This window comes from Streptomyces sp. NPDC030143 (genome assembly GCF_055573695.1).
On the sequence record NZ_JBVIAY010000016.1, the window covers coordinates 113,698 to 133,900 of the forward strand.

Genomic DNA, 20,203 nt, shown 5'->3' on the forward strand with positions numbered 1-20,203 from the left:
CGGAGAGCGAGGGATCACAAGTGCGCCGCGCCGTCTGTCCCGGGTCGTTCGACCCGATCACCAACGGACACCTCGACATCATCTCCCGCGCCTCCCGTCTGTACGACGAGGTCTACGTCGCGGTGATGATCAACAAGTCGAAGCGGGGGCTGTTCGAGATCGAGGAGCGGATCGAGCTGATCCGCGAGGTCACCGCCGAGTACGCGAACGTCCGGGTCGAGGCCTTCCACGGTCTCCTCGTCGACTTCTGCAAGGAGCGCGACATCCCGGCCATCGTCAAGGGCCTGCGCGCGGTCAGCGACTTCGACTACGAGCTCCAGATGGCCCAGATGAACAACGGCCTCTCGGGCGTCGAGACGCTCTTCGTGCCGACCAACCCCACCTACAGCTTCCTGTCGTCCTCCCTGGTCAAGGAGGTCGCGACCTGGGGCGGCGACGTCTCCCACCTGGTGCCCCCCCTCGTCCTGGAGGCGCTCCACGAGCGGCTGAGGCGGGACTGACCCACTGACGGCCCGTCACCCGGTGTCCGGCGGACACCTCAGGGCCGTACAGTCGTCCCGTCCGTCTCCATCACAGCTGTAGAGAGTGGCGAGCACCCGGTGGACGTGCAGAAGAAGCTCGACGAGATCGTCACGGCGGTCTCCAGCGCCCGATCCATGCCGATGTCGGCCTCGTGCGTGGTCAACCGCGCGGACCTGCTCGCCCTTCTGGAGGAGGTGCGGGCGGCCCTGCCCGACTCCCTCGCCCAGGCCCAGGAGCTGATCGGCGGCCGTGAGCACATGGTCGAGCAGGCCCGGCAGGAGGCCGAGCGGATCATCGAGACCGCCCACGCCGAGCGCGGCTCGCTGATCTCCGACACCGAGATCGCCCGCCGCTCCCAGGCCGAGGCCGACCGCATCCTCGCCGAGGCCCGCAAGGAGGCCGAGGAGATCCGCGCCGAGGCCGACGACTACGTCGACTCCAAACTCGCCAACTTCGAGGTCGTCCTCACCAAGACCCTCGGCTCCGTCGGCCGTGGCCGAGAGAAGCTCCTCGGCACCGGCCCCGGCACCGACGAGAACGGCTACGAGGACGAGGACGCCCCCGAGCGCAGCCACGACCCCGAGACCCTGCGCCGCGACGCCGACGCCTACGTCGACGCCAAGCTCGGCGCCTTCGAGGCGGTCCTGGCCAAGACCCTGGAGGCCGTCGGCCGCGGCCGGCAGAAGCTGCACGGCCGGATCGCCTCCGACGACCTGGGTGCCCTCGCCGACGACACCACGACCTTCCAGCACTCCTCGGACGCCGACTACCTCGCCGACCTCGCCGCCCTCACCGACCAGGAGACCCCGGCCGAGCAGCCCGCCCCGCAACAACAGCGGTACGACCAGCAGCCGGCCTACGCCTACCAGGAGTCCCCGGACCCGTACGCGGGCGGCTACCAGCACCAGACCTACGGCGGCCAGGACGCGTACGGCTACCAGCAGGCCGACCCGTACGCCGCCTACCAGGGCTACGACGCCCAGCAGGCCGCCTACGACCCGCACCAGGCCGCTCAGCAGCCCCAGGAGTCCCAGCAGCCCCAAGAGCCCCCGCAGGACCAGCAGGCGTACGCGCTCGACGAGACCAGTCTCTTCGACACGGGCATGATCAGCGCCGAGCAGTTGCGGGCCTACGAACAGGGTCGCGGCCTGTGACGGCGGGTGCGAAGGGCACCGGATTGGGCTGAGAGCAAAAGCTCCAGTATCCTGGCTCTTCGGTCGCATGAACGTCCGCGATCACCGCTGCCCGGAACACCGGTGGGCGGCACCCTCGAAGCTCGAAAGATCGAAAGCAGGAATGGCTCCCAACGCCCGCCTCGACCACCGCAACCCCCTCGTGTTCGACACGCACGAGTTGGGTCGGCGTCCTGGCGCGCTGCAGCGCCTGACCCGTGAGATCGACGCCCCCAGGGACCTCGGCATCCAGGGGGTCGTCGGAGTGCCGGAAGGCGCTCCGGTGGAGCTGGAGATCCGTCTCGAGTCGGTCATGGAAGGTGTGCTCGTCACAGGCACCGCCCGTGCACGGGCCGAGGGGGAGTGCGTAAGGTGTCTGGAGCCGCTCGAGCTGGAGCTCGAAGCGGACTTCCAGGAGATGTTCTCGTACCCTGACGCCGACGACCGGGGCCGCCCCAAGGCGGAACCGGCCGACGACGCCGAGGAAGACGAGGACAGGCTCTTCATCGAGGACGGCCTGTTCGACCTCGAACCCGTGCTGCGCGATGCGGTGGTGCTCGCACTGCCCATGCAGCCGGTGTGCCAGGACGACTGCCCCGGCCTGTGCTCCGAGTGCGGAGAGCGGCTGGCGGACGACCCGGACCACCACCACGACGCCGTCGACATCCGTTGGGCGGCATTGCAGGGACTCGCCGGTTCACTCGAAGACGGCGAGAAGGACGAGATGAGCGGCGCCGAAGCGGGCGTCGACGAGAAGCAGGAGAAGTAGCCGTGGCTGTTCCGAAGCGGAAGATGTCGCGCAGCAACACGCGCCACCGCCGGTCGCAGTGGAAGGCTGCGGTCCCCACCCTGGTTGCGTGCGAGCGCTGCCACGAGCCCAAGCAGCAGCACATCGCGTGCCCGTCTTGCGGCACCTACAACAAGCGCCAGGTCCTCGAGGTCTGAGCGGCTGGTGAGAGGCTTCATGTCTGACGCCAAGACAACCGGTCCCCGCCAGCGCGGGGGTGGTCCGGCGGACAACACGGCCTCGTCCCACACGCTTCTGGAAGGGCGGCTCGGCTACCACGTCGAGTCCGCCCTTCTGGTGCGCGCGCTGACCCACCGCTCCTACGCGTACGAGAACGGCGGCCTGCCGACGAACGAGCGGCTGGAGTTCCTCGGGGACTCCGTGCTCGGCCTCGTCGTCACGGACACGCTGTACCGCACCCATCCCGACCTGCCCGAAGGCCAACTGGCCAAACTGCGGGCCGCGGTGGTGAACTCGCGTGCGCTGGCGGAGGTCGGTCGCGGCCTCGACCTGGGCTCCTTCATCCGGCTCGGCCGGGGTGAAGAGGGCACGGGCGGCCGGGACAAGGCGTCCATTCTCGCCGACACCCTGGAAGCGGTGATCGGCGCGGTCTATCTCGACCAGGGCCTCGACGCGGCCTCCGAACTGGTGCACCGCCTGTTCGACCCGCTGATCGAGAAGTCCTCGAACCTCGGAGCCGGCCTGGACTGGAAGACGTCCCTCCAGGAGCTCACCGCGACCGAAGGCCTCGGCGTCCCCGAGTACCTGGTCACGGAGACCGGCCCCGACCACGAGAAGACCTTCACTGCTGCCGCCCGCGTCGGAGGCGTCTCGTACGGCACCGGCACCGGCCGCAGCAAGAAGGAGGCGGAGCAGCAGGCCGCCGAGTCCGCATGGCGGTCCATCCGGGCCGCGGCGGACGAGCGGGCCCGGACGGCCGCCCAGGCCGCCACCCAGGCCGCCGCCGTCGTCGTCGCCGACGAAGGCGTCGACACCGAGTCGGCCACCTCCGCCTGACGTGCACCGACGTGCGCCTTCCTGAGGTGCACCGACGTGCGCCGACGCACGACGCGACCGAGCGCCCGCCCCGCCGCAGGGGAGGGCGCTCGGCCCGTACCCGAGCACACCGAGGGGGGATCACATGCCCGAGTTGCCCGAGGTCGAGGTGGTCCGCCGGGGACTCCAGCGGTGGGTCGCCCACCGCACGGTCGCCGAGGCCGAGGTGCTGCACCCGCGTGCCGTCCGCCGGCATCTGGCCGGCGCCGACGACTTCACCCACCGCCTCAAGGGTCACCGCGTGGGCGTCCCCAGCCGGCGCGGCAAGTACCTGTGGCTGCCGTTGGAGGACACCCCCCAGGCGGTCCTGGCGCATCTCGGGATGAGCGGGCAGCTCCTGGTGCAGCCGCAGGGGTCGCCTGACGAGAAGCACCTGCGCATCCGCGTCCGGTTCGCCGACGCGCTGGCCACCGAGCTGCGCTTCGTCGACCAGCGCACCTTCGGCGGTCTCTCGCTGCACGACACCACGCCCGACGGGCTGCCGGACGTCATCGCGCACATCGCCCGCGACCCCCTCGACCCGCTCTTCGACGACGACGCCTTCCACCGGGCGCTGCGCCGCAAGCGGACCACGATCAAACGGGCCCTGCTCGACCAGTCGCTGATCAGCGGCGTCGGCAACATCTACGCCGACGAGGCGCTGTGGCGTTCCCGTCTGCACTACGAGCGCCCGACCGCGACCCTCACCCGCCCGCGGACCGCCGAACTCCTCGGCCACGTCCGGGACGTGATGACCGAGGCCCTCGCCGTCGGCGGCACCAGCTTCGACAGCCTGTACGTGAACGTCAACGGCGAGTCGGGCTACTTCGACCGCTCCCTGGACGCCTACGGGCGTGAGGGGCTGCCCTGCAAGCGCTGCGCCACACCGATGCGCCGGCGCCCCTGGATGAACCGGTCCAGCTACTTCTGCCCGAAGTGTCAGAGGCCGCCGCGCGCCTCGTCGTAGCGCCCGCGGGCGGCGATGACCTCGTCCATCCGCCCCTCCACCAGGTGGATCAGGCCGAGGAGCCGCTCGGCCACTTCATGGCCCAGCGGGGTCAGTTGGTAGTCCACGCGCGGCGGGTTGGTCGGCTGGGCCTCACGGTGCACCAGGCCGTCGCGCTCCAGCGCGTGCAGCGTCTGGGACAGCATCTTCTCGCTGACGCCGTCGACACGGCGGCGCAGCTCGTTGAACCGCAGGGAGCCCTCGTGCAGCGCCCCGAGCGTGAGCGCGCCCCAGCGTCCCGTCACATGCTCCAGCGTGCCGCGCGAGGGGCAGGCCTTGGCGAACACGTTGTACGGGAGGTCCTGCTCCGCCGGGTGCTCCTGAATGCCGTCCATACCTAGAGGGTAGACGAAGAAAGCGCTAACCGGAGGGTTGCACTAACCACGGGTAAGTGCTCTGGCCTGGGGAGGTTCGCTCAGTAGCCGAAGTCCTGGGTCCACCAGGGACCGCCGGCCCCGAGGTGGACGCCCACACCGAGGGTCTTGAAGTCGCAGTTCAGTATGTTGGCGCGGTGGCCGGGGCTGTTCATCCAGGCCTCCATCACCGCCGCGGCGTCGGACTGCCCGCGGGCTATGTTCTCGCCCCCGAGGTCGGATATGCCGGCCTCGGCGGCCCGGTCCCACGGGGTCGCCCCGTCGGGGTCGGTGTGGTCGAAGAAGCCCCGCGCGGCCATGTCCTCGCTGAACCGCTGGGCGAGACCCGCCAGCGCGCTGTTGGCGGAGACGGCGCTGCAGCCGACCCTGGACCGCTCCTCGTTGACGAGCTTCAGCACCTCCGCCGCCGCCTGCGTCTCGGCCGAGACGGTCACCGGGGCCTCGGTCCTGACCGGAGTCCTCGTGGCCGTCCTCGCCGGAGTCCGCCGGGGCTCCTTCGTCGTCGTGGCAGGCTTCGGCTTCTCGGTGGTGGGCGTCGCGCTCGGCGACGTCGTGGACGCCGAGGCCGACGGGGACGCCGTGGAGGGTGTGGCCGACGGTGACGTGCCGTGGCGGGGGTCGCGGCCGGCGTCGCGGCTGGTCGGCGCGTCGCCGCGGCCGGCCGCGGCGGAGCCGGAGGTGCCGCCCTGCTCGGAGGGCGAGTTGGTCGGCGAGTCGGCGGCCTGCACGTTGTTGCCGCCGGCACCGCCTCCGCCGAGCCGGTAGTTGTCCAGGCCGGGCACCGCGCCGGTGGCCACCGCGACCGTGCCGAGGGCGACCGCCGCGGACACGCCGAGCAGACCCGTTCTGACGGGCGTCACGGCCCGGCGCTTGCGGCGGCGCCGCGAACCAGGCCGGCGCGCCCCGCCGTCGGGGGAGAAGCCCTGGCCGGAGAGGACCGCGGTCTCGCCGGAGGTGTGGGCGTGGCCGTCGTCCGTGGCGAACAGGTACTCCTCGCTCCTGGCCACGGAGTCGGCGTACGCCTCGGGGTTCAGGTACGGGGCGATGCCCCTCGTGGGGCGGTCGCCCGGGTGCCCGTCCCCGAAGGTGCGGCCGGCGCCGTACGAGCCGTCCGTGTGGCCGGCCCCGGTGGCACGGCCCGTGGCGGAGCGTCGATGGCGTCCCATGTCCTGGCCTTCCTCGTCCAACTGGTCCTGTGGGGTCCCGGCGGGTCGACCCGCGCCCGGGGCGCATGACTTCTCATGGTCAACCTGACTCACTCGAACGAGTGAGTTTCCGATGAGATGTATTGGGTCGGGACGGTACCTCATGCCGCTCGGGGAGGAAGTGCCCCGAGAGACACCGCCCGGTTAGGTTGCAGTCATGAGCGAGGATGTACGGCTGGTCGCCTGGGTGCGTGGACACGTGCAGGGCGTGGGTTTCCGCTGGTTCACGCGGGCGAAGGCGCTGGAGATCGGCGGCCTGAGTGGTTTTGCTCTCAATTTGGCCGACGGCCGCGTCCAGGTGGTGGCCGAGGGGGCCCGCAAGGGGTGCGAGGGCCTGCTGGAGTGGCTCCAGAGTGACGACACGCCCGGGCGCGTGGACGGAGTCACAGAGATATGGGACACACCCCGCGGCGGCTACGACGGCTTCGCGATCCGCTGACGGTCGACGCGCGCAGCAGCCCCTCGCAAGCGGAGGGACATGCCTCCGGCACCTGCCCGGAGCAGAAAGGAGCAGGTGGTTGCCAAGAACCGCTTGCCGTGGCAGGCTCCGCACGCAAGGATGATCGCCACGCCCCCAGGGCCCCGCAGATGCCGCGATGCCGCCGTTTCCGGCCGCGTGCGCACGGGTCGCCCCCCAATACGGGGCGTGATCGTGTTGACCGTCAAACTTTTTGGTGAGACGCTGAAAGCACCCCGCGCACCTAGCTGTTTGGCATGGATGAACGGCAGCACGAACAAGATCCTGCCAAGCACCGCGGGTGCGAATCCCTCACGACCCACACCGCTTCGGTCGGTCACTCAGTGTGGAGGACCATCCATCATGGCAAAGGCGCTTCTCGGTTACGTCGGCGGCTCCGACCCGCGACTCCTCGCCGAGATGCGACGGCTCCAGCAGCGTGTCCAGGACCTGGAATCCGAGCTCGTACGGATCCAGGCCGAGAACGACGCCCTGACGGCTGCCGCTTCTCACGACAGGATCATGGAGAGCATCGACGCACACCAGGCGGAGCCTGCGCTCACCTGATCACTGCACCGCTCCACAACGGCACGCAGTGGTCGGGCGGCACACAACAACCGCGTCGGACCGCTCAGTTGTCAGAGTTGCAAGGGACGCTTCGGCGTCCCTTCTTTCTTTCCCGCCCGGGCCCCCGCCTTCTTTACCCGCGCATCCTTTCAGTCTCTTCAACGAATGGTGTGCCCTGCGTGTTCATGGGTGAAACCGCGGGTTCATGGAGCGAGACACCCCCGGGAGGTAGAGTCCAGCGCCGTGCACCTCAAGGCCCTGACCCTCCGGGGGTTCAAGTCGTTCGCCTCGGCGACCACACTGCGCTTCGAGCCGGGCATCACGTGCGTCGTCGGACCCAACGGCTCCGGCAAGTCCAACGTCGTGGACGCGCTCAGCTGGGTCATGGGCGAACAGGGCGCCAAGTCGCTGCGCGGCGGGAAGATGGAGGACGTCATCTTCGCCGGCACCACCGGCCGCCCCCCGCTGGGCCGCGCCGAGGTGTCCCTGACCATCGACAACACCGACGGGGCCCTGCCCATCGAGTACGCCGAGGTCACCATCACGCGGATCATGTTCCGCAACGGCGGCAGCGAGTACCAGATCAACGGCGACACCTGTCGTCTGCTGGACATCCAGGAACTGCTGAGCGACTCCGGCATCGGCCGGGAGATGCACGTCATCGTCGGCCAAGGCCAGCTCGACTCCGTGCTGCACGCCGACCCGATGGGCCGGCGCGCCTTCATCGAGGAGGCCGCGGGCGTCCTCAAGCACCGCAGGCGCAAGGAGAAGGCGCTCAGGAAACTGGACGCGATGCAGGCCAACCTCGCGCGCGTGCAGGATTTGACGGACGAGCTGCGGCGCCAGCTCAAGCCGCTGGGCCGGCAGGCGGCGGTCGCGCGCCGGGCCGCGGTCATCCAGGCCGACCTGCGTGACGCCCGGCTGAGGCTCCTCGCCGACGACCTCGTACGGCTGCGGGAGGCGCTGCGGGCCGAGGTCGCCGACGAGGCCGCGCTGAAGGAACGCAAGGAAGCCGCCGAGGAGGAGCTGAGGAAGGCCCTCCAGCGCGAGGGCCACCTGGAGGACGAGGTCCGCCGGCTCACGCCCCGGCTCCAGCGCGCCCAGCAGACCTGGTACGAGCTGTCCCAGCTCGCCGAACGCGTACGCGGCACGATCTCGCTGGCCGACGCGCGCGTGAAGAGCGCCACCTCCGCCCCGCCCGAGGAACGGCGCGGCCGTGACCCCGAGGACATGGAGCGCGAGGCCGCCCGAGTCCGCGAGCAGGAGGCCGAGCTGGAGGCCGCCCTCGAAGCGGCGCGGCGGGCCCTGGACGACACCGTCGCCCACCGCGCCGATCTGGAGCGCGAGCTCGCCGTCGAGGAACGGCGGCTCAAGGACGTGGCCCGCGCGATCGCCGACCGCCGCGAGGGCCTGGCCCGGCTGCACGGCCAGGTCAACGCCGCCCGCTCCCGTGCTGCCTCGGCCCAGGCCGAGATCGACCGACTGGCCGCCGCCCGCGACGAGGCACAGGAACGCGCGGTCCGCGCCCAGGAGGAGTACGAGACCCTGAAGGCCGAGGTCGACGGCCTCGACGTGGACGACACCCGGCTCGCCGCGCAGCACGAGGCGGCGAAACGGCAGCTCACCGAGGCGGAGGCCGCCCTCAACGCCGCCCGTGAGGCGGCCACGGCCACCGAGCGCCGGCGCGCCGCGACCCAGGCCCGGCACGAGGCCCTGGCACTCGGGCTGCGCCGCAAGGACGGCACGGGCGCGCTGCTCGGTGCCCGGGACCGCCTCACCGGCCTGCTCGGCCCGGCCGCGGAGCTCCTCACGATCACCCCGGGGTACGAGGTCGCCCTGGCCGCGGCCTTCGGCGCCGCCGCCGACGCCCTCGCCGTCACCACCCCCTCGGCCGCCGCCGACGCGATCCGCCTCCTGCGCAAACAGGACGCGGGCCGTGCCGCACTGCTGCTGGCCGGGACGCCGGAGACGCCGGGGGGCGGCGAGGCCGGGGGCCGGACGTCGGGCGGCCGCCCCGGGGACGCGGGTTCGGCCGGGTCGGGTCGCCCGGGTGAGGGGGAGCGGACGGTGGGGGGCCGTGCCGGGGGCGCCGATTCGCCGGCGTCGGGCCGCCCGGAGGGCGAGGAGCTGAGCGGGTCGTCCTCGCCCGGCGGCCACGCGTCGGTGGACACACCCCACCGCGCCCACCCCTGTGCCGCCGACCTGGTCCGAGCCCCCGTCGAGCTGATGCCGGCCGTGCGGCGGCTGCTGCGGGGGATCGTCGTCGTGGGGACCCTCGAGGACGCCGAGGACCTGGTGCACGCGCGGCCCGAGCTCACCGCCGTCACCGCCGAGGGCGATCTGCTCGGGGCGCACTTCGCGTACGGGGGGTCCGCCGGGGCGCCGAGCCTGCTGGAGGTGCAGGCGTCCGTGGACGAGGCCGCCGCCGAGCTGGACGAGCTGGCGGTGCGGTGCGCGGAGCTGACCGAGGCGCAGCGGGCGGCGGGGGAGCGGCGCGCGGAGTGTGCTGCGCTCGTCGAGGAACTGGGGGAGCGCCGGCGGGCCGCCGAGCGGGAGAAGTCGTCGGTCGCCCAGCAGCTCGGGCGGCTCGCCGGGCAGGCGCGGGGGGCCGCCGGGGAGGCCGAGCGGTCGGCCGCCGCGGCCGCGCGTGCCCAGGAGGCGCTCGACAACGCCGTCCAGGAGGCCGAGGAACTGGCGGAGCGGCTGGCCGTGGCCGAGGAGATGCCCGTCGAGGAGGAACCGGACACCGCGGCGCGGGACCGGCTCGCCGCGGACGGGGCCAACGCCCGGCAGACCGAGATGGAGGCGCGGCTCCAGGTCCGCACGCACGAGGAGCGGGTCAAGGGGCTCGCCGGACGGGCCGACTCGCTGGACCGGGCGGCGCGGGCGGAACGCGAGGCACGCGCGCGTGCCGAGCAGCGGCGGGCGCGCCTGCGCCACGAGGCCGCCGTCGCGGAGGCCGTCGCCTCCGGCGCGCGGCAGCTCCTCGCGCACGTCGAGGTGTCGCTGCGGAGGGCGGAGGAGGAACGCGTCGCCGCCGAGGCCGCGAAGGCCCGGCGCGAGCAGGAGCTGGCCGCCGCCCGCGGGGCCGGACGCGACCTCAAGGCGGAACTCGACAAGTTGACGGATTCAGTCCACCGGGGCGAGGTACTCGGCGCCGAGAAGCGGCTGCGGATCGAGCAGCTGGAGACGAAGGCGTTGGAGGAACTCGGTGTCGAACCGGCGGGGCTGGTGTCCGAGTACGGACCGCACCAGCTGGTGCCGCCCTCGCCCCCCGCCGAGGGCGAGCAGCTGCCGGAGGACCCCGAGCACCCGCGCAACCGGCCCCGGCCCTTCGCGCGGGCCGAGCAGGAGAAGCGGCTGAAGGCGGCGGAACGGGCGTACCAGCAGCTCGGCAAGGTGAATCCGCTCGCCCTGGAGGAGTTCGCCGCGCTGGAGGAACGTCACCAGTTCCTCAGCGAGCAGCTGGAGGACCTGAAGAAGACCCGCGCCGACCTGCTCCAGGTGGTGAAGGAGGTCGACGAGCGCGTCGAGCAGGTCTTCACCGAGGCCTTCCGCGACACCGCCCGTGAGTTCGAGGGCGTGTTCGGCCGGCTGTTCCCGGGAGGCGAGGGACGGCTGGTGCTGACCGACCCCGACAACATGCTCACCACGGGCGTGGACGTCGAGGCCCGGCCGCCGGGCAAGAAGGTCAAGCGGCTCAGTCTGCTCTCGGGCGGCGAGCGGTCGCTGACCGCCGTCGCGATGCTGGTGTCGATCTTCAAGGCCCGGCCGAGCCCGTTCTACGTCATGGACGAGGTCGAGGCCGCCCTCGACGACACCAACCTGCAGCGGCTGATCCGCATCATGCAGGAACTGCAGGAGTCCTCGCAGCTGATCGTGATCACGCACCAGAAGCGCACGATGGAGGTCGCCGACGCGCTCTACGGCGTCTCCATGCAGGGCGACGGTGTGTCGAAGGTCATCTCCCAGCGGCTGCGGTAGCCGCGCCCCCGGAGCAACCTCCTGCTCATGTTCAAGAGTTGAACACATTCCCCTCACCCGTTGGCTAAATGCTCACAACACCGGGCTATTGACTTCGAGACTTGAAGACATAGTCTCGGCAACGTTGCTTTTACCTTCAGGTATCACCTGTAAGGGCAGACCCCACGCCGGCAGCGTTGCCGGCGAGCCCGAGGAGTTGAACGTGACCAGCACAGCGCAGGCACCCAAGTCAGGAGCCGGGACGGCTCATCCCGATCATCTCGGGCACGTCATCTTCATCGCGGCGGCGGCCGCCATGGGCGGCTTCCTCTTCGGCTACGACAGCTCGGTGATCAACGGCGCCGTCGAGGCCATCCGCGACCGGTACGACATCGGCTCCGCGGCCCTGGCCCAGGTCATCGCCATCGCGCTGATCGGCTGTGCCGTCGGCGCCGCGACCGCCGGCCGCATAGCCGACCGCATCGGCCGCATCCGCGTCATGCAGATCGCCGCCGTCCTGTTCACGGTCAGCGCCGTGGGCTCGGCACTGCCGTTCTCGCTGTGGGACCTCGCCTTCTGGCGCGTCGTCGGCGGCTTCGCCATCGGCATGGCCTCGGTCATCGGCCCGGCCTACATCGCCGAGGTCGCCCCGCCCGCCTACCGCGGTCGCCTCGGCTCCTTCCAGCAGGCCGCGATCGTCATCGGCATCGCCATCTCGCAGCTGGTCAACTGGGGTCTGCTGAACGCCGCCGACGGCGACCAGCGCGGCGAGATCATGGGCCTGGAGGCCTGGCAGGTCATGCTCGGCGTCATGGTCGTCCCGGCCGTGCTCTACGGTCTGCTCTCCTTCGCCATCCCCGAGTCCCCGCGCTTCCTGATCTCCGTCGGCAAGCACGAGCGGGCCCGCGAGATCCTCGAGGAGGTCGAGGGCGAGAACGTCGACCTGGACGCCCGCGTCGCCGAGATCGAGCACGCCATGAAGAGCGAGGACAAGTCGTCCTTCCGTGACCTGCTCGGCGGCTCCTTCTTCTTCAAGCCGATCGTCTGGATCGGTATCGGCCTGTCGGTCTTCCAGCAGTTCGTCGGCATCAACGTCGCGTTCTACTACTCCTCGACGCTGTGGCAGTCGGTCGGCGTCGACCCCACGGACTCGTTCTTCTACTCCTTCACGACGTCGATCATCAACATCGTCGGCACCGTGATCGCGATGATCTTCGTGGACCGCGTCGGCCGCAAGCCGCTCGCCCTCATCGGCTCCGTCGGCATGGTGATCGGCCTCGCGCTGGAGGCGTGGGCCTTCTCCTACGACCTGGTCGACGGCAGGCTCCCGGCCACCCAGGGCTGGATCGCCCTGATCGCCGCCCACGTGTTCGTCCTCTTCTTCGCCCTGTCCTGGGGTGTGGTCGTCTGGGTCTTCCTCGGCGAGATGTTCCCGAACAGGATCCGTGCCGCCGCCCTGGGTGTGGCCGCCTCCGCGCAGTGGATCGCCAACTGGGCCATCACCGCGAGCTTCCCGTCGCTGGCCGAGTGGAACCTCTCCGGCACGTACGTGATCTACACCGTGTTCGCCGCGCTCTCCATCCCGTTCGTCCTCAAGTACGTCACGGAGACGAAGGGCAAGGCACTGGAGGAGATGGGCTGAGCCGCCCGCTCCCACGACACGCGGCCTCCCCGCAGGCCCCACGACTCGAGGAGACGGGCCAAGTCCCCGCTGCCCTTCTCCTCGTACCGTCCACCGCCCCGGCCCGGCCACGGCCCCGCCGGGGCGGTGGTGTACCCGCGGGTCGTGTCCCACGCTCCTCGGCGCGACGCCCGGACCGGGCGCGCGACTTCGCGTACGCCGCTCGCGTGACGGCTCGGCCGCCGGTACCGGTGTGCCCTCCCGGTATCGGCCGCGGTACCCGGACGCCGGCGCCTGTGCCCGTACCGCGGTGCCTGCCCACCCCCGCTCGCCGGCGCGCCTGGGCCTCTGCCTGTGCCGGTGCCCGCGCCGGTGCGGCGCTGCGGCTCATCGACGTGCGGCGCCGCACCCGGCGCCCGCGTCCCCGCGTACGGCGCTCGTGCGAGGGCCTGCCGGAACCGACGCCGTGCGGCCGCCTTGGTGCTCAGCCCGTCAGTGCCGGCAGTACTCGTTCGGCGAACAGCCGCAGGCTGCGCCAGCCCTCCTCCAGCGGCATCCCGCCCGCCAGGGGGTGCAGGACGAGGCTGTCCAGGCCCCGGGCCACGCACTCGTCCGGGGTCAGCACCCGGTAGACGCCCTCAGCGCGCAGCTCCTCCACCGTCGTCGCCGTCGAGCGCACCGCCGAGCGGACACCGGATGACTGCCAGGAGGCGTAGGTGCGGGCCTCGTGCAGGAAGTGGCCGCCGTACTCGGCCCAGGCCCGGTCGGGGTCCTCGGCGAGGTGCAGCAGCGGGGTCTCGGCGGCCGGCATCAGCACCCAGCCGTCCGTGCCGTACTCGACCAGTCGCTCCTTGTAGTACGCCTCCAGCTCGGGCAGGTGCGCGCTCGGGAAGAACGGCAGGCCCAGCCGGGCGGCCCGGCGGGCGGCGGCCTCGGAGGAGCCGCCGACCAGCAGCAGCGGGTGCGGCTCGCTGCACGGGCGCGGGGTGACCCGGACCCTGCGGCCCCGGTAGGTGAACTCCTCGCCCGTCCAGGCCTTCAGCAGGGTCTCCAGCAGCTCGTCCTGGAGCCGTCCGCGCCGCTTCCAGTCCACCCCGGCACGGGCGTACTCCTGCGGCCGGTAGCCGATCCCGGCGACGGTGACCAGACGGCCGCCGCCGAGCAGGTCGAGCACCGCGATGTCCTCCGCCAGCCGCAGCGGGTCGTGCAGCGGGCCGATCACCGCCGAGACCGTGACCGCGAGGCGGCGGGTCGCCCCCAGGACGGCGCCCGCGAAGGTGAACGGCGACGGCAGCCAGTTGTTCTCCGCCCCGTGGTGCTCCTCCGTCTGGACGGTGGAGACCCCGTGCTCGTCGGCGTAGGCGGCCATCTCCAGGGCGGCCCGGTAACGGGCGGCGAGCGCGGCCGGCGAGGCGCCGGGGGCGACGAGGTTGAAACGGACGACGGTCACGGGCACGGCGGGCCCCCTTCGGGTGTGGGAAGGGGACGGTATCTGACGTGTCGTCAGGTAGCCAGACGGGGAGAGGCCCCCGTTCGGACGCGCGGGCGACGACCCCGGCGGGAGGGGGTCACGCATACTGGACGCGTTATGGACATCGTCATCCTTGCTGTAGTCATCGCCGTGGTCGTGCTCGGTGCGCTCGGCGGGCTCATCGTCGGCAGCCGGCGCAAGAAGCCGCTGCCCCCGCCGCCCCCCGCCGCGCCCGACATCACCGCGCCTCCGGCCGAGCCGCACGTCGGCGACGAGGCCGAGACGCCGCGCGACGAACCGCGCCGCACGATCGAGGAGGTGGACCTCCCGGGCGGCGGCGCTCCCACCGCCGTGGAGGAGCCTCCCACCGTCGAGGCTCCCGGGATCGAGATCCCGGAGCCCACCGCGGGGCGGCTGGTCCGTCTCCGCGCCCGTCTCTCCCGCTCGCAGAACGCCCTCGGCCAGGGGTTGCTCACGCTGCTCTCGCGCGAGCACCTCGACGAGGACACCTGGGAGGAGATCGAGGACACCCTCCTCACCGCCGACGTCGGCGTCCAGCCCACCCAGGAGCTGGTCGAACGGCTGCGCGAGCGGGTGAAGGTCCTCGGCACCCGCACCCCCGAGGAGCTCCGCGGCCTGCTGCGCGAGGAGCTGCTCAAGCTGGTCGGCACCGACGTCGACCGCACCGTGAGGACCGAGCCCGCGGACCGCAAGCCCGGCATCGTGATGGTCGTCGGGGTCAACGGCACCGGCAAGACCACCACCACCGGCAAGCTCGCCCGCGTCCTGGTCGCCGACGGCCGCACGGTCGTCCTGGGCGCCGCCGACACCTTCCGGGCCGCCGCCGCCGACCAGCTCCAGACCTGGGGCGAGCGCGTGGGCGCCCACACCGTGCGCGGCCCGGAGGCCGGGGACCCCGCCTCCGTCGCCTTCGACGCGGTGAAGGAGGGCAAGGAGATGGGGGTCGACGTCGTCCTCATCGACACCGCCGGCCGCCTGCACACCAAGACCGGGCTCATGGACGAGCTCGGCAAGGTCAAGCGCGTCGTCGAGAAGCACGCCCCGCTCGACGAGGTGCTGCTCGTCCTCGACGCCACCACCGGGCAGAACGGCCTGGTCCAGGCCCGGGTCTTCGCCGAGGTCGTGGACATCACCGGCATCGTGCTGACCAAGCTCGACGGCACCGCCAAGGGCGGCATCGTCGTCGCCGTCCAGCGCGAGCTGGGCGTGCCGGTCAAGCTGATCGGACTCGGCGAGGGCGCCGACGACCTCGCGCCGTTCGAGCCGGAGGCGTTCGTCGACGCCCTTGTCGGGTCGTGACGCACACCTGCGGACATCCGTAGGTCACGACGCGAGAAGCGCCCGCCCCCAGGTGCAGTGGGAGCGGGCGCTTCGCCGTGTGTCGGCCTGTGCCGGTCTCCTACGCCCAGGACCGGTGTGCCACGTAGGCGAGGGTGCCGAGCAGCAGCCGGGCCTCCGGGGGCCGGGTCGCCGAGTCCAGGGCGGGCGGCCGCAGCCAGCGCACCGGACCGAGGCCGCCCCGGTCCGACGGTGGGGCCGTGATGAACGAACCCGGCCCCAGACCGCGCAGGTCGAGCGAGGCGTGGTCGTCCCATCCCATGCGGTAGAGCAGGCCGGTCAGCTCGGCGGCGGCACCCGGGGCGACGAGGAACTGGGCGCGGCCCTCGGGCGTGGCCGTCACCGGGCCGAGCGGGAGGCCCATGCGCTCCAGCCGGACCAGGGCGCGGCGCCCGGCCGGCTCGGCCACCTCCACGACGTCGAACGCGCGCCCCACCGGCAGCATCACCGCGGCGCCCGGGAACTCCGCCCAGGTCCTGCTCACGTCGTCGAGGGTGGCGCCCGCGGGTACCCGCGGCGCGAAGTCCAGGGGATGCGCGCCCGGCGCGCGGCAGTCCGCGCGTCCGCACGAGCAGGCGCCGGCCGCTGCCCGCGCGCCCGGCACCACGTCCCAGCCCCACAGGCCGGTGAACTCGGCGACGGCGGTGCACTCGGACGAGCGACCGCGCCTGCGCGCGCCGGAGCGGATCTCGCGGATGCTGCCGATCGTGAAGCCCATGCCCCCTCCAACGGGTCCGACGCACCGGTGGTTACGTAGCGGACGCATTCCGTGACTCTCCGTACTGACGCCTTCCCTGTGGCACCGCATTCAGGCGGCGCCCGGAAGTGTCCCGGGTGGTGCGGCCAGGCATATGCGCCCCTGCGTGCATCGCTCCGCCCGTTCCCGGTCGTCCCATGTCAAGTGAATCGCGTACCCGCCGTCGCGAGTTCATTCGAAGGGGTGGCGAATGGTGGCGTTTGAGGGATCGCCATGGCTGGGCGCGTGATCGTAGGATTACGTTGAGTGTGCGAGACCCGGGGGCACATGCCTCTGTGGGTATGCCGGAGGCAAGTCGTCTCTTCGTTCGAAGGGTGAGAAGCACCGGACGGCGAGCCGTATTGACCGGCATTCTGATAAGGCTTGGGCGCAGTTCGAGCGACAAGTGGTCTCAGGGATGGGGGCGTTCCAGTGAGCGGCAACGGCGGAAGCGGGACAGGTGCTGGAAGCGCTGTGCACGCTGACAAGCGCCCCAACGAGCTGCTCACGTCCTGGTTCGTCCGCAGCGGCTGGTCCAAGGGCGAACTGGCCCGCCAGGTCAACCGCCGCGCCCGCCAGCTGGGCGCCAACCACATCTCCACCGACACGTCGCGGGTGCGCCGCTGGCTGGACGGCGAGAACCCCCGCGAACCCATCCCGAGGATCCTGTCCGAGCTGTTCTCCGAGCGGTTCGGCTGTGTCGTCTCCGTCGAGGACCTCGGTCTGCGCGCCGCCCGCCAGGCACCCGCGGCGACCGGTGTCGACCTGCCCTGGACGGGCCCGCAGACGGTGGCCCTGCTCAGCGAGTTCTCGCGCAGCGACCTGATGCTGGCGCGGCGCGGCTTCCTCGGAACCTCGCTGTCCCTGTCCGCGGGTCCGTCCCTCATCGAACCGATGCAGCGCTGGCTCGTCCCCTCCCCGCCCGTCCCGGCCGAGGCGTCGGAGCCCGTTCCCACCAGCCGGGCCCGCGGCCGGCTCTCCCGGCCGGAGCTGGAGCTGCTGGAGTCCACCACCGTGATGTTCCGGCAGTGGGACGCCCAGTGCGGGGGCGGCCTGCGGCGCAAGGCGGTCGTCGGACAACTGCACGAGGTGACCGACCTCCTCCAGGAACCCCAGCCCGAGTCCACCACGCGCAAGCTCTTCAAGGTCGCCGCCGAACTCGCCGAACTCGCCGGCTGGATGAGCTACGACGTGGGACTCCAGCCCACCGCGCAGAAGTACTTCGTGCTCGCCCTGCACGCGGCCAAGGAGGCCGGCGACCGGCCCCTCGGCTCGTACATCCTGTCCAGCATGAGCCGCCAGATGATCCACCTCGGGCGGCCCGAGGACGCCCTGGAGCTGATCCACCTGGCGCAGTACGGCAGCCGGGACTGCGCGAGCCCGCGCACCCAGTCGATGCTGTATGCGATGGAGGCCCGCGCCTACGCCAACATGGGACAGCCCGGCCGGTGCAAGCGGGCGGTCCGGATGGCCGAGGACACCTTCGCCGAGGCCGACGAGTGGGACGAGCCCGACCCCAACTGGATCCGCTTCTTCTCCGAGGCCGAGCTGTACGGGGAGAACTCCCACTCCTACCGCGACCTGGCCTATGTCGCCGGCCGCAGCCCCGCCTACGCCTCCCTGGCCGAACCCCTGATGCAGCGGGCCGTCGACCTGTTCGCCCAGGACTCCGACCACCAGCGGTCCTACGTGCTGAACCTGATCGGCATGGCCACCGTCCACCTGCTGCGCCGTGAACCGGAGCAGAGCGCCGTGCTGGCCGCGCAGGCGATGAAGCAGGCCAAGAAGGTCCGCTCCGAACGCGTCAACACTCGTATCCGAAAGACCGTCGACACCGCCGTACGCGATTTCGGTGACCTCTCCGAGGTCGTCGATCTCACCGACCGGCTCGCCGTCGAGCTGCCGGAGACCGCGGAGGCGGTCTGACACCCGGCGCCACCCCCGGAACCCCGGCCGCGGCCGGCCCTCCCGAACTGCCCGACTCGGCTCCCCCAAGCCAGGTCATCGGAAGGCCGCCCGCGGCCGGTTCTCTCTCCCCCGCCAAGGTTGCGCCACGATAACGATCGACTCGGGCGATATCCGCCAGTTCATCGACGCGTAACACACACGGCGCCTTCGTCACGGCGGCGAAACAACGAGGGGCTTCCACCGAAACCGCGCTGCGCCAATCTCATGGCGCATAACCGGCCCACCCCTCAATCCGCACAGGCTTCGCCCGCACGGGGCCGTACCAATCGACGAGGAGACGCCGATGGCATCAGCCGCCATCACGCTTGCGGCGGACGCACCCACGCTGTCGTCCGCCAACACAGGCTTCATGCTCATCTGTTCCGCCCTGGTGATGCTCATGACCCCGGGCCTGGCCTTCTTCTACGGAGGCATGGTCCGCGTCAAGAGCACCCTGAACATGCTGATGATGAGCTTCATCAGCCTCGGGATCGTCACCATCCTGTGGGTGCTCTACGGCTTCTCCCTCGCGTTCGGCACCGACTCCGGCAGCCTCATCGGCTGGAACGGCGACTGGGTCGGCCTCAGCAACATCGGCCTGACCGAGCTGTGGCCGGGCTACACCATCCCGGTCTTCGTCTTCCTGGTCTTCCAGCTGATGTTCGCGATCATCACGCCCGCCCTGATCAGCGGCGCCCTCGCGGACCGCGTGAAGTTCAGCGCCTGGGCGCTGTTCGTCGCCCTGTGGGCCACGGTCGTCTACTTCCCGGTCGCGCACTGGGTCTGGGGCACCGGCGGCTGGGCCTTCGAGCTGGGCGTCATCGACTTCGCCGGCGGTACGGCCGTCCACATCAACGCCGGTGCCGCGGCCCTCGGCGTGATCCTCGTCATCGGCAAGCGCGTCGGCTTCAAGAAGGACCCGATGCGCCCGCACAGCCTGCCGCTGGTCATGCTCGGCGCCGGTCTGCTGTGGTTCGGCTGGTTCGGCTTCAACGCCGGCTCCTGGCTCGGCAACGACGACGGCGTCGGCGCGCTGATGTTCGTCAACACGCAGGTCGCCACCGCCGCCGCCATGCTGGCCTGGCTGATCTACGAGAAGATCCGCCACGGTGCGTTCACCACGCTGGGCGCCGCCTCCGGCGCGGTCGCGGGCCTCGTCGCCATCACCCCCGCGGGCGGTGCCGTCTCCCCGCTCGGCGCGATCGCCGTCGGCGCCATCGCCGGGCTGCTGTGCGCCATGGCCGTCGGCCTGAAGTACCGGTTCGGCTACGACGACTCCCTCGACGTCGTCGGCGTCCACCTGGTCGGCGGTGTCCTCGGCTCCCTGCTGATCGGCTTCTTCGCCACCGGCCACGGGCAGTCCGAGGTCGAGGGCCTCTTCTACGGCGGCGGCCTGACCCAGTTCTGGAAGCAGTGCGCCGGTGTCTTCGCGGTGCTCGCCTACTCCCTGATCGTCTCCGCGATCCTCGCCTTCATCCTCGACAAGACGATCGGGATGCGGGTCTCCGAGGACGACGAGGTCGCCGGCATCGACCAGGCCGAGCACGCCGAGACCGCATACGACTTCAGCGGTGCCGGCGGCGGTGCCGCCCGCTCCGTCCCGGCCCCGGTCGCCACTGCATCCAAGAAGGTGGACGCATGAAGCTCATCACCGCCGTCGTCAAGCCCCACCGGCTCGACGAGATCAAGGAAGCCCTCCAGGCGTTCGGCGTGCACGGACTGACGGTCACCGAGGCCAGCGGTTACGGTCGTCAGCGGGGACACACCGAGGTCTACCGCGGTGCCGAGTACACCGTCGACCTCGTCCCCAAGATCCGCATCGAGGTGCTGGCCGAGGACGACGACGCCGAACAGCTGATCGAGGTCATCGTCAAGGCGGCCCGCACCGGCAAGATCGGTGACGGCAAGGTCTGGTCCCTCCCGGTCGAGACGGCCGTCCGGGTCCGCACCGGCGAGCGCGGTCCGGACGCGCTCTGACCGC

18 protein-coding genes are annotated in these 20,203 nt (G+C 71.5%); 14 read left to right on the top strand and 4 right to left on the bottom strand.

The features are described from left to right. Positions 1-20 precede the first annotated feature (20 nt). The 6 genes from coaD (at position 21) to mutM (ending at position 4,483) form a co-directional block, all read left to right on the top strand. Positions 21-500, top strand: a complete 480-nt coding sequence (coaD, locus tag ACZ4YY_RS25710) for a pantetheine-phosphate adenylyltransferase (RefSeq protein WP_468294861.1) — start codon at positions 21-23, stop codon at positions 498-500. A gap of 99 nt (positions 501-599) precedes the next feature. Next, the gene (locus ACZ4YY_RS25715; RefSeq protein WP_468294601.1) at positions 600-1,676 is read left to right on the top strand and encodes an ATP synthase F0 subunit B; all 1,077 of its coding nucleotides are present in this window, start codon (positions 600-602) and stop codon (positions 1,674-1,676) included. Between the two features lie 142 nt (positions 1,677-1,818). Continuing rightward, positions 1,819-2,463, top strand: a complete 645-nt coding sequence (locus ACZ4YY_RS25720; protein ID WP_468294603.1) for a YceD family protein — start codon at positions 1,819-1,821, stop codon at positions 2,461-2,463. Positions 2,464-2,465: 2 nt separating this feature from the next. Then, positions 2,466-2,639 (top strand): 50S ribosomal protein L32, encoded by a 174-nt coding sequence (gene rpmF, locus ACZ4YY_RS25725; RefSeq protein ID WP_003951102.1) that lies wholly within the window; start codon positions 2,466-2,468, stop codon positions 2,637-2,639. Positions 2,640-2,658: 19 nt separating this feature from the next. Further along, positions 2,659-3,498 (top strand): ribonuclease III, encoded by an 840-nt coding sequence (gene rnc / locus ACZ4YY_RS25730; protein ID WP_468294606.1) that lies wholly within the window; start codon positions 2,659-2,661, stop codon positions 3,496-3,498. A gap of 124 nt (positions 3,499-3,622) precedes the next feature. Continuing rightward, positions 3,623-4,483: a bifunctional DNA-formamidopyrimidine glycosylase/DNA-(apurinic or apyrimidinic site) lyase gene (mutM, locus tag ACZ4YY_RS25735; RefSeq protein ID WP_468294609.1), complete on the top strand. Its 861-nt coding sequence runs from the start codon at positions 3,623-3,625 to the stop codon at positions 4,481-4,483. Here mutM and ACZ4YY_RS25740 read toward each other — a convergent pair. Beyond that, a complete protein-coding gene (locus ACZ4YY_RS25740) occupies positions 4,456-4,857 on the bottom strand; it encodes a winged helix-turn-helix transcriptional regulator (protein WP_468294611.1) in 402 nt (133 codons plus the stop codon). The two genes, mutM and ACZ4YY_RS25740, sit on opposite strands and share 28 nt — an antisense overlap. Before the next feature lie 80 nt (positions 4,858-4,937). Next, positions 4,938-6,062, bottom strand: coding sequence for a CAP domain-containing protein (locus ACZ4YY_RS25745; RefSeq protein ID WP_468294614.1), 1,125 nt, complete (start codon positions 6,060-6,062; stop codon positions 4,938-4,940). Between the two features lie 196 nt (positions 6,063-6,258). Between ACZ4YY_RS25745 and ACZ4YY_RS25750 the strand changes: the two genes are divergently transcribed. The 4 genes from ACZ4YY_RS25750 (at position 6,259) to ACZ4YY_RS25765 (ending at position 12,730) form a co-directional block, all read left to right on the top strand. After that, complete coding sequence (locus ACZ4YY_RS25750; protein ID WP_468294617.1) at positions 6,259-6,540, top strand: acylphosphatase; 282 nt, start codon at positions 6,259-6,261, stop codon at positions 6,538-6,540. Positions 6,541-6,921: 381 nt separating this feature from the next. Continuing rightward, the gene (locus ACZ4YY_RS25755) at positions 6,922-7,125 is read left to right on the top strand and encodes a hypothetical protein (RefSeq protein ID WP_058922942.1); all 204 of its coding nucleotides are present in this window, start codon (positions 6,922-6,924) and stop codon (positions 7,123-7,125) included. A 243-nt stretch (positions 7,126-7,368) separates the two neighbouring features. Continuing rightward, positions 7,369-11,109: an AAA family ATPase gene (locus ACZ4YY_RS25760; protein WP_468294620.1), complete on the top strand. Its 3,741-nt coding sequence runs from the start codon at positions 7,369-7,371 to the stop codon at positions 11,107-11,109. Positions 11,110-11,311: 202 nt separating this feature from the next. Continuing rightward, positions 11,312-12,730: a sugar porter family MFS transporter gene (locus ACZ4YY_RS25765; protein ID WP_468294623.1), complete on the top strand. Its 1,419-nt coding sequence runs from the start codon at positions 11,312-11,314 to the stop codon at positions 12,728-12,730. 463 nt (positions 12,731-13,193) lie between these two features. Here ACZ4YY_RS25765 and ACZ4YY_RS25770 read toward each other — a convergent pair whose 3' ends face one another. Continuing rightward, the gene (locus tag ACZ4YY_RS25770; protein WP_468294626.1) at positions 13,194-14,165 is read right to left on the bottom strand and encodes an LLM class flavin-dependent oxidoreductase; all 972 of its coding nucleotides are present in this window, start codon (positions 14,163-14,165) and stop codon (positions 13,194-13,196) included. Between the two features lie 132 nt (positions 14,166-14,297). On the opposite strand from ACZ4YY_RS25770, the gene ftsY reads away from it, so the two are divergent. Next, on the top strand, positions 14,298-15,500 hold the full coding sequence (gene ftsY, locus ACZ4YY_RS25775) for a signal recognition particle-docking protein FtsY (RefSeq protein ID WP_468294629.1): 1,203 nt from the start codon (positions 14,298-14,300) through the stop codon (positions 15,498-15,500). Between the two features lie 100 nt (positions 15,501-15,600). Here ftsY and ACZ4YY_RS25780 read toward each other — a convergent pair whose 3' ends face one another. Further along, entirely contained in the window at positions 15,601-16,257 is a 657-nt protein-coding gene (locus ACZ4YY_RS25780; RefSeq protein WP_468294632.1) for a bifunctional DNA primase/polymerase, read from the bottom strand. A gap of 450 nt (positions 16,258-16,707) precedes the next feature. Between ACZ4YY_RS25780 and nsdA the strand changes: the two genes are divergently transcribed. The 3 genes from nsdA to ACZ4YY_RS25795 all read left to right on the top strand — a co-directional run bounded on the left by nsdA (position 16,708) and on the right by ACZ4YY_RS25795 (position 20,199). Then, a complete protein-coding gene (gene nsdA, locus ACZ4YY_RS25785; protein ID WP_468294634.1) occupies positions 16,708-18,201 on the top strand; it encodes a transcriptional repressor NsdA in 1,494 nt (497 codons plus the stop codon). A 325-nt stretch (positions 18,202-18,526) separates the two neighbouring features. Beyond that, a complete protein-coding gene (locus ACZ4YY_RS25790) occupies positions 18,527-19,864 on the top strand; it encodes an ammonium transporter (RefSeq protein ID WP_468294637.1) in 1,338 nt (445 codons plus the stop codon). Continuing rightward, the gene (locus ACZ4YY_RS25795) at positions 19,861-20,199 is read left to right on the top strand and encodes a P-II family nitrogen regulator (protein WP_030990174.1); all 339 of its coding nucleotides are present in this window, start codon (positions 19,861-19,863) and stop codon (positions 20,197-20,199) included. The genes ACZ4YY_RS25790 and ACZ4YY_RS25795 overlap by 4 nt, the downstream gene beginning before the upstream one ends. Positions 20,200-20,203: the final 4 nt, after the last annotated feature.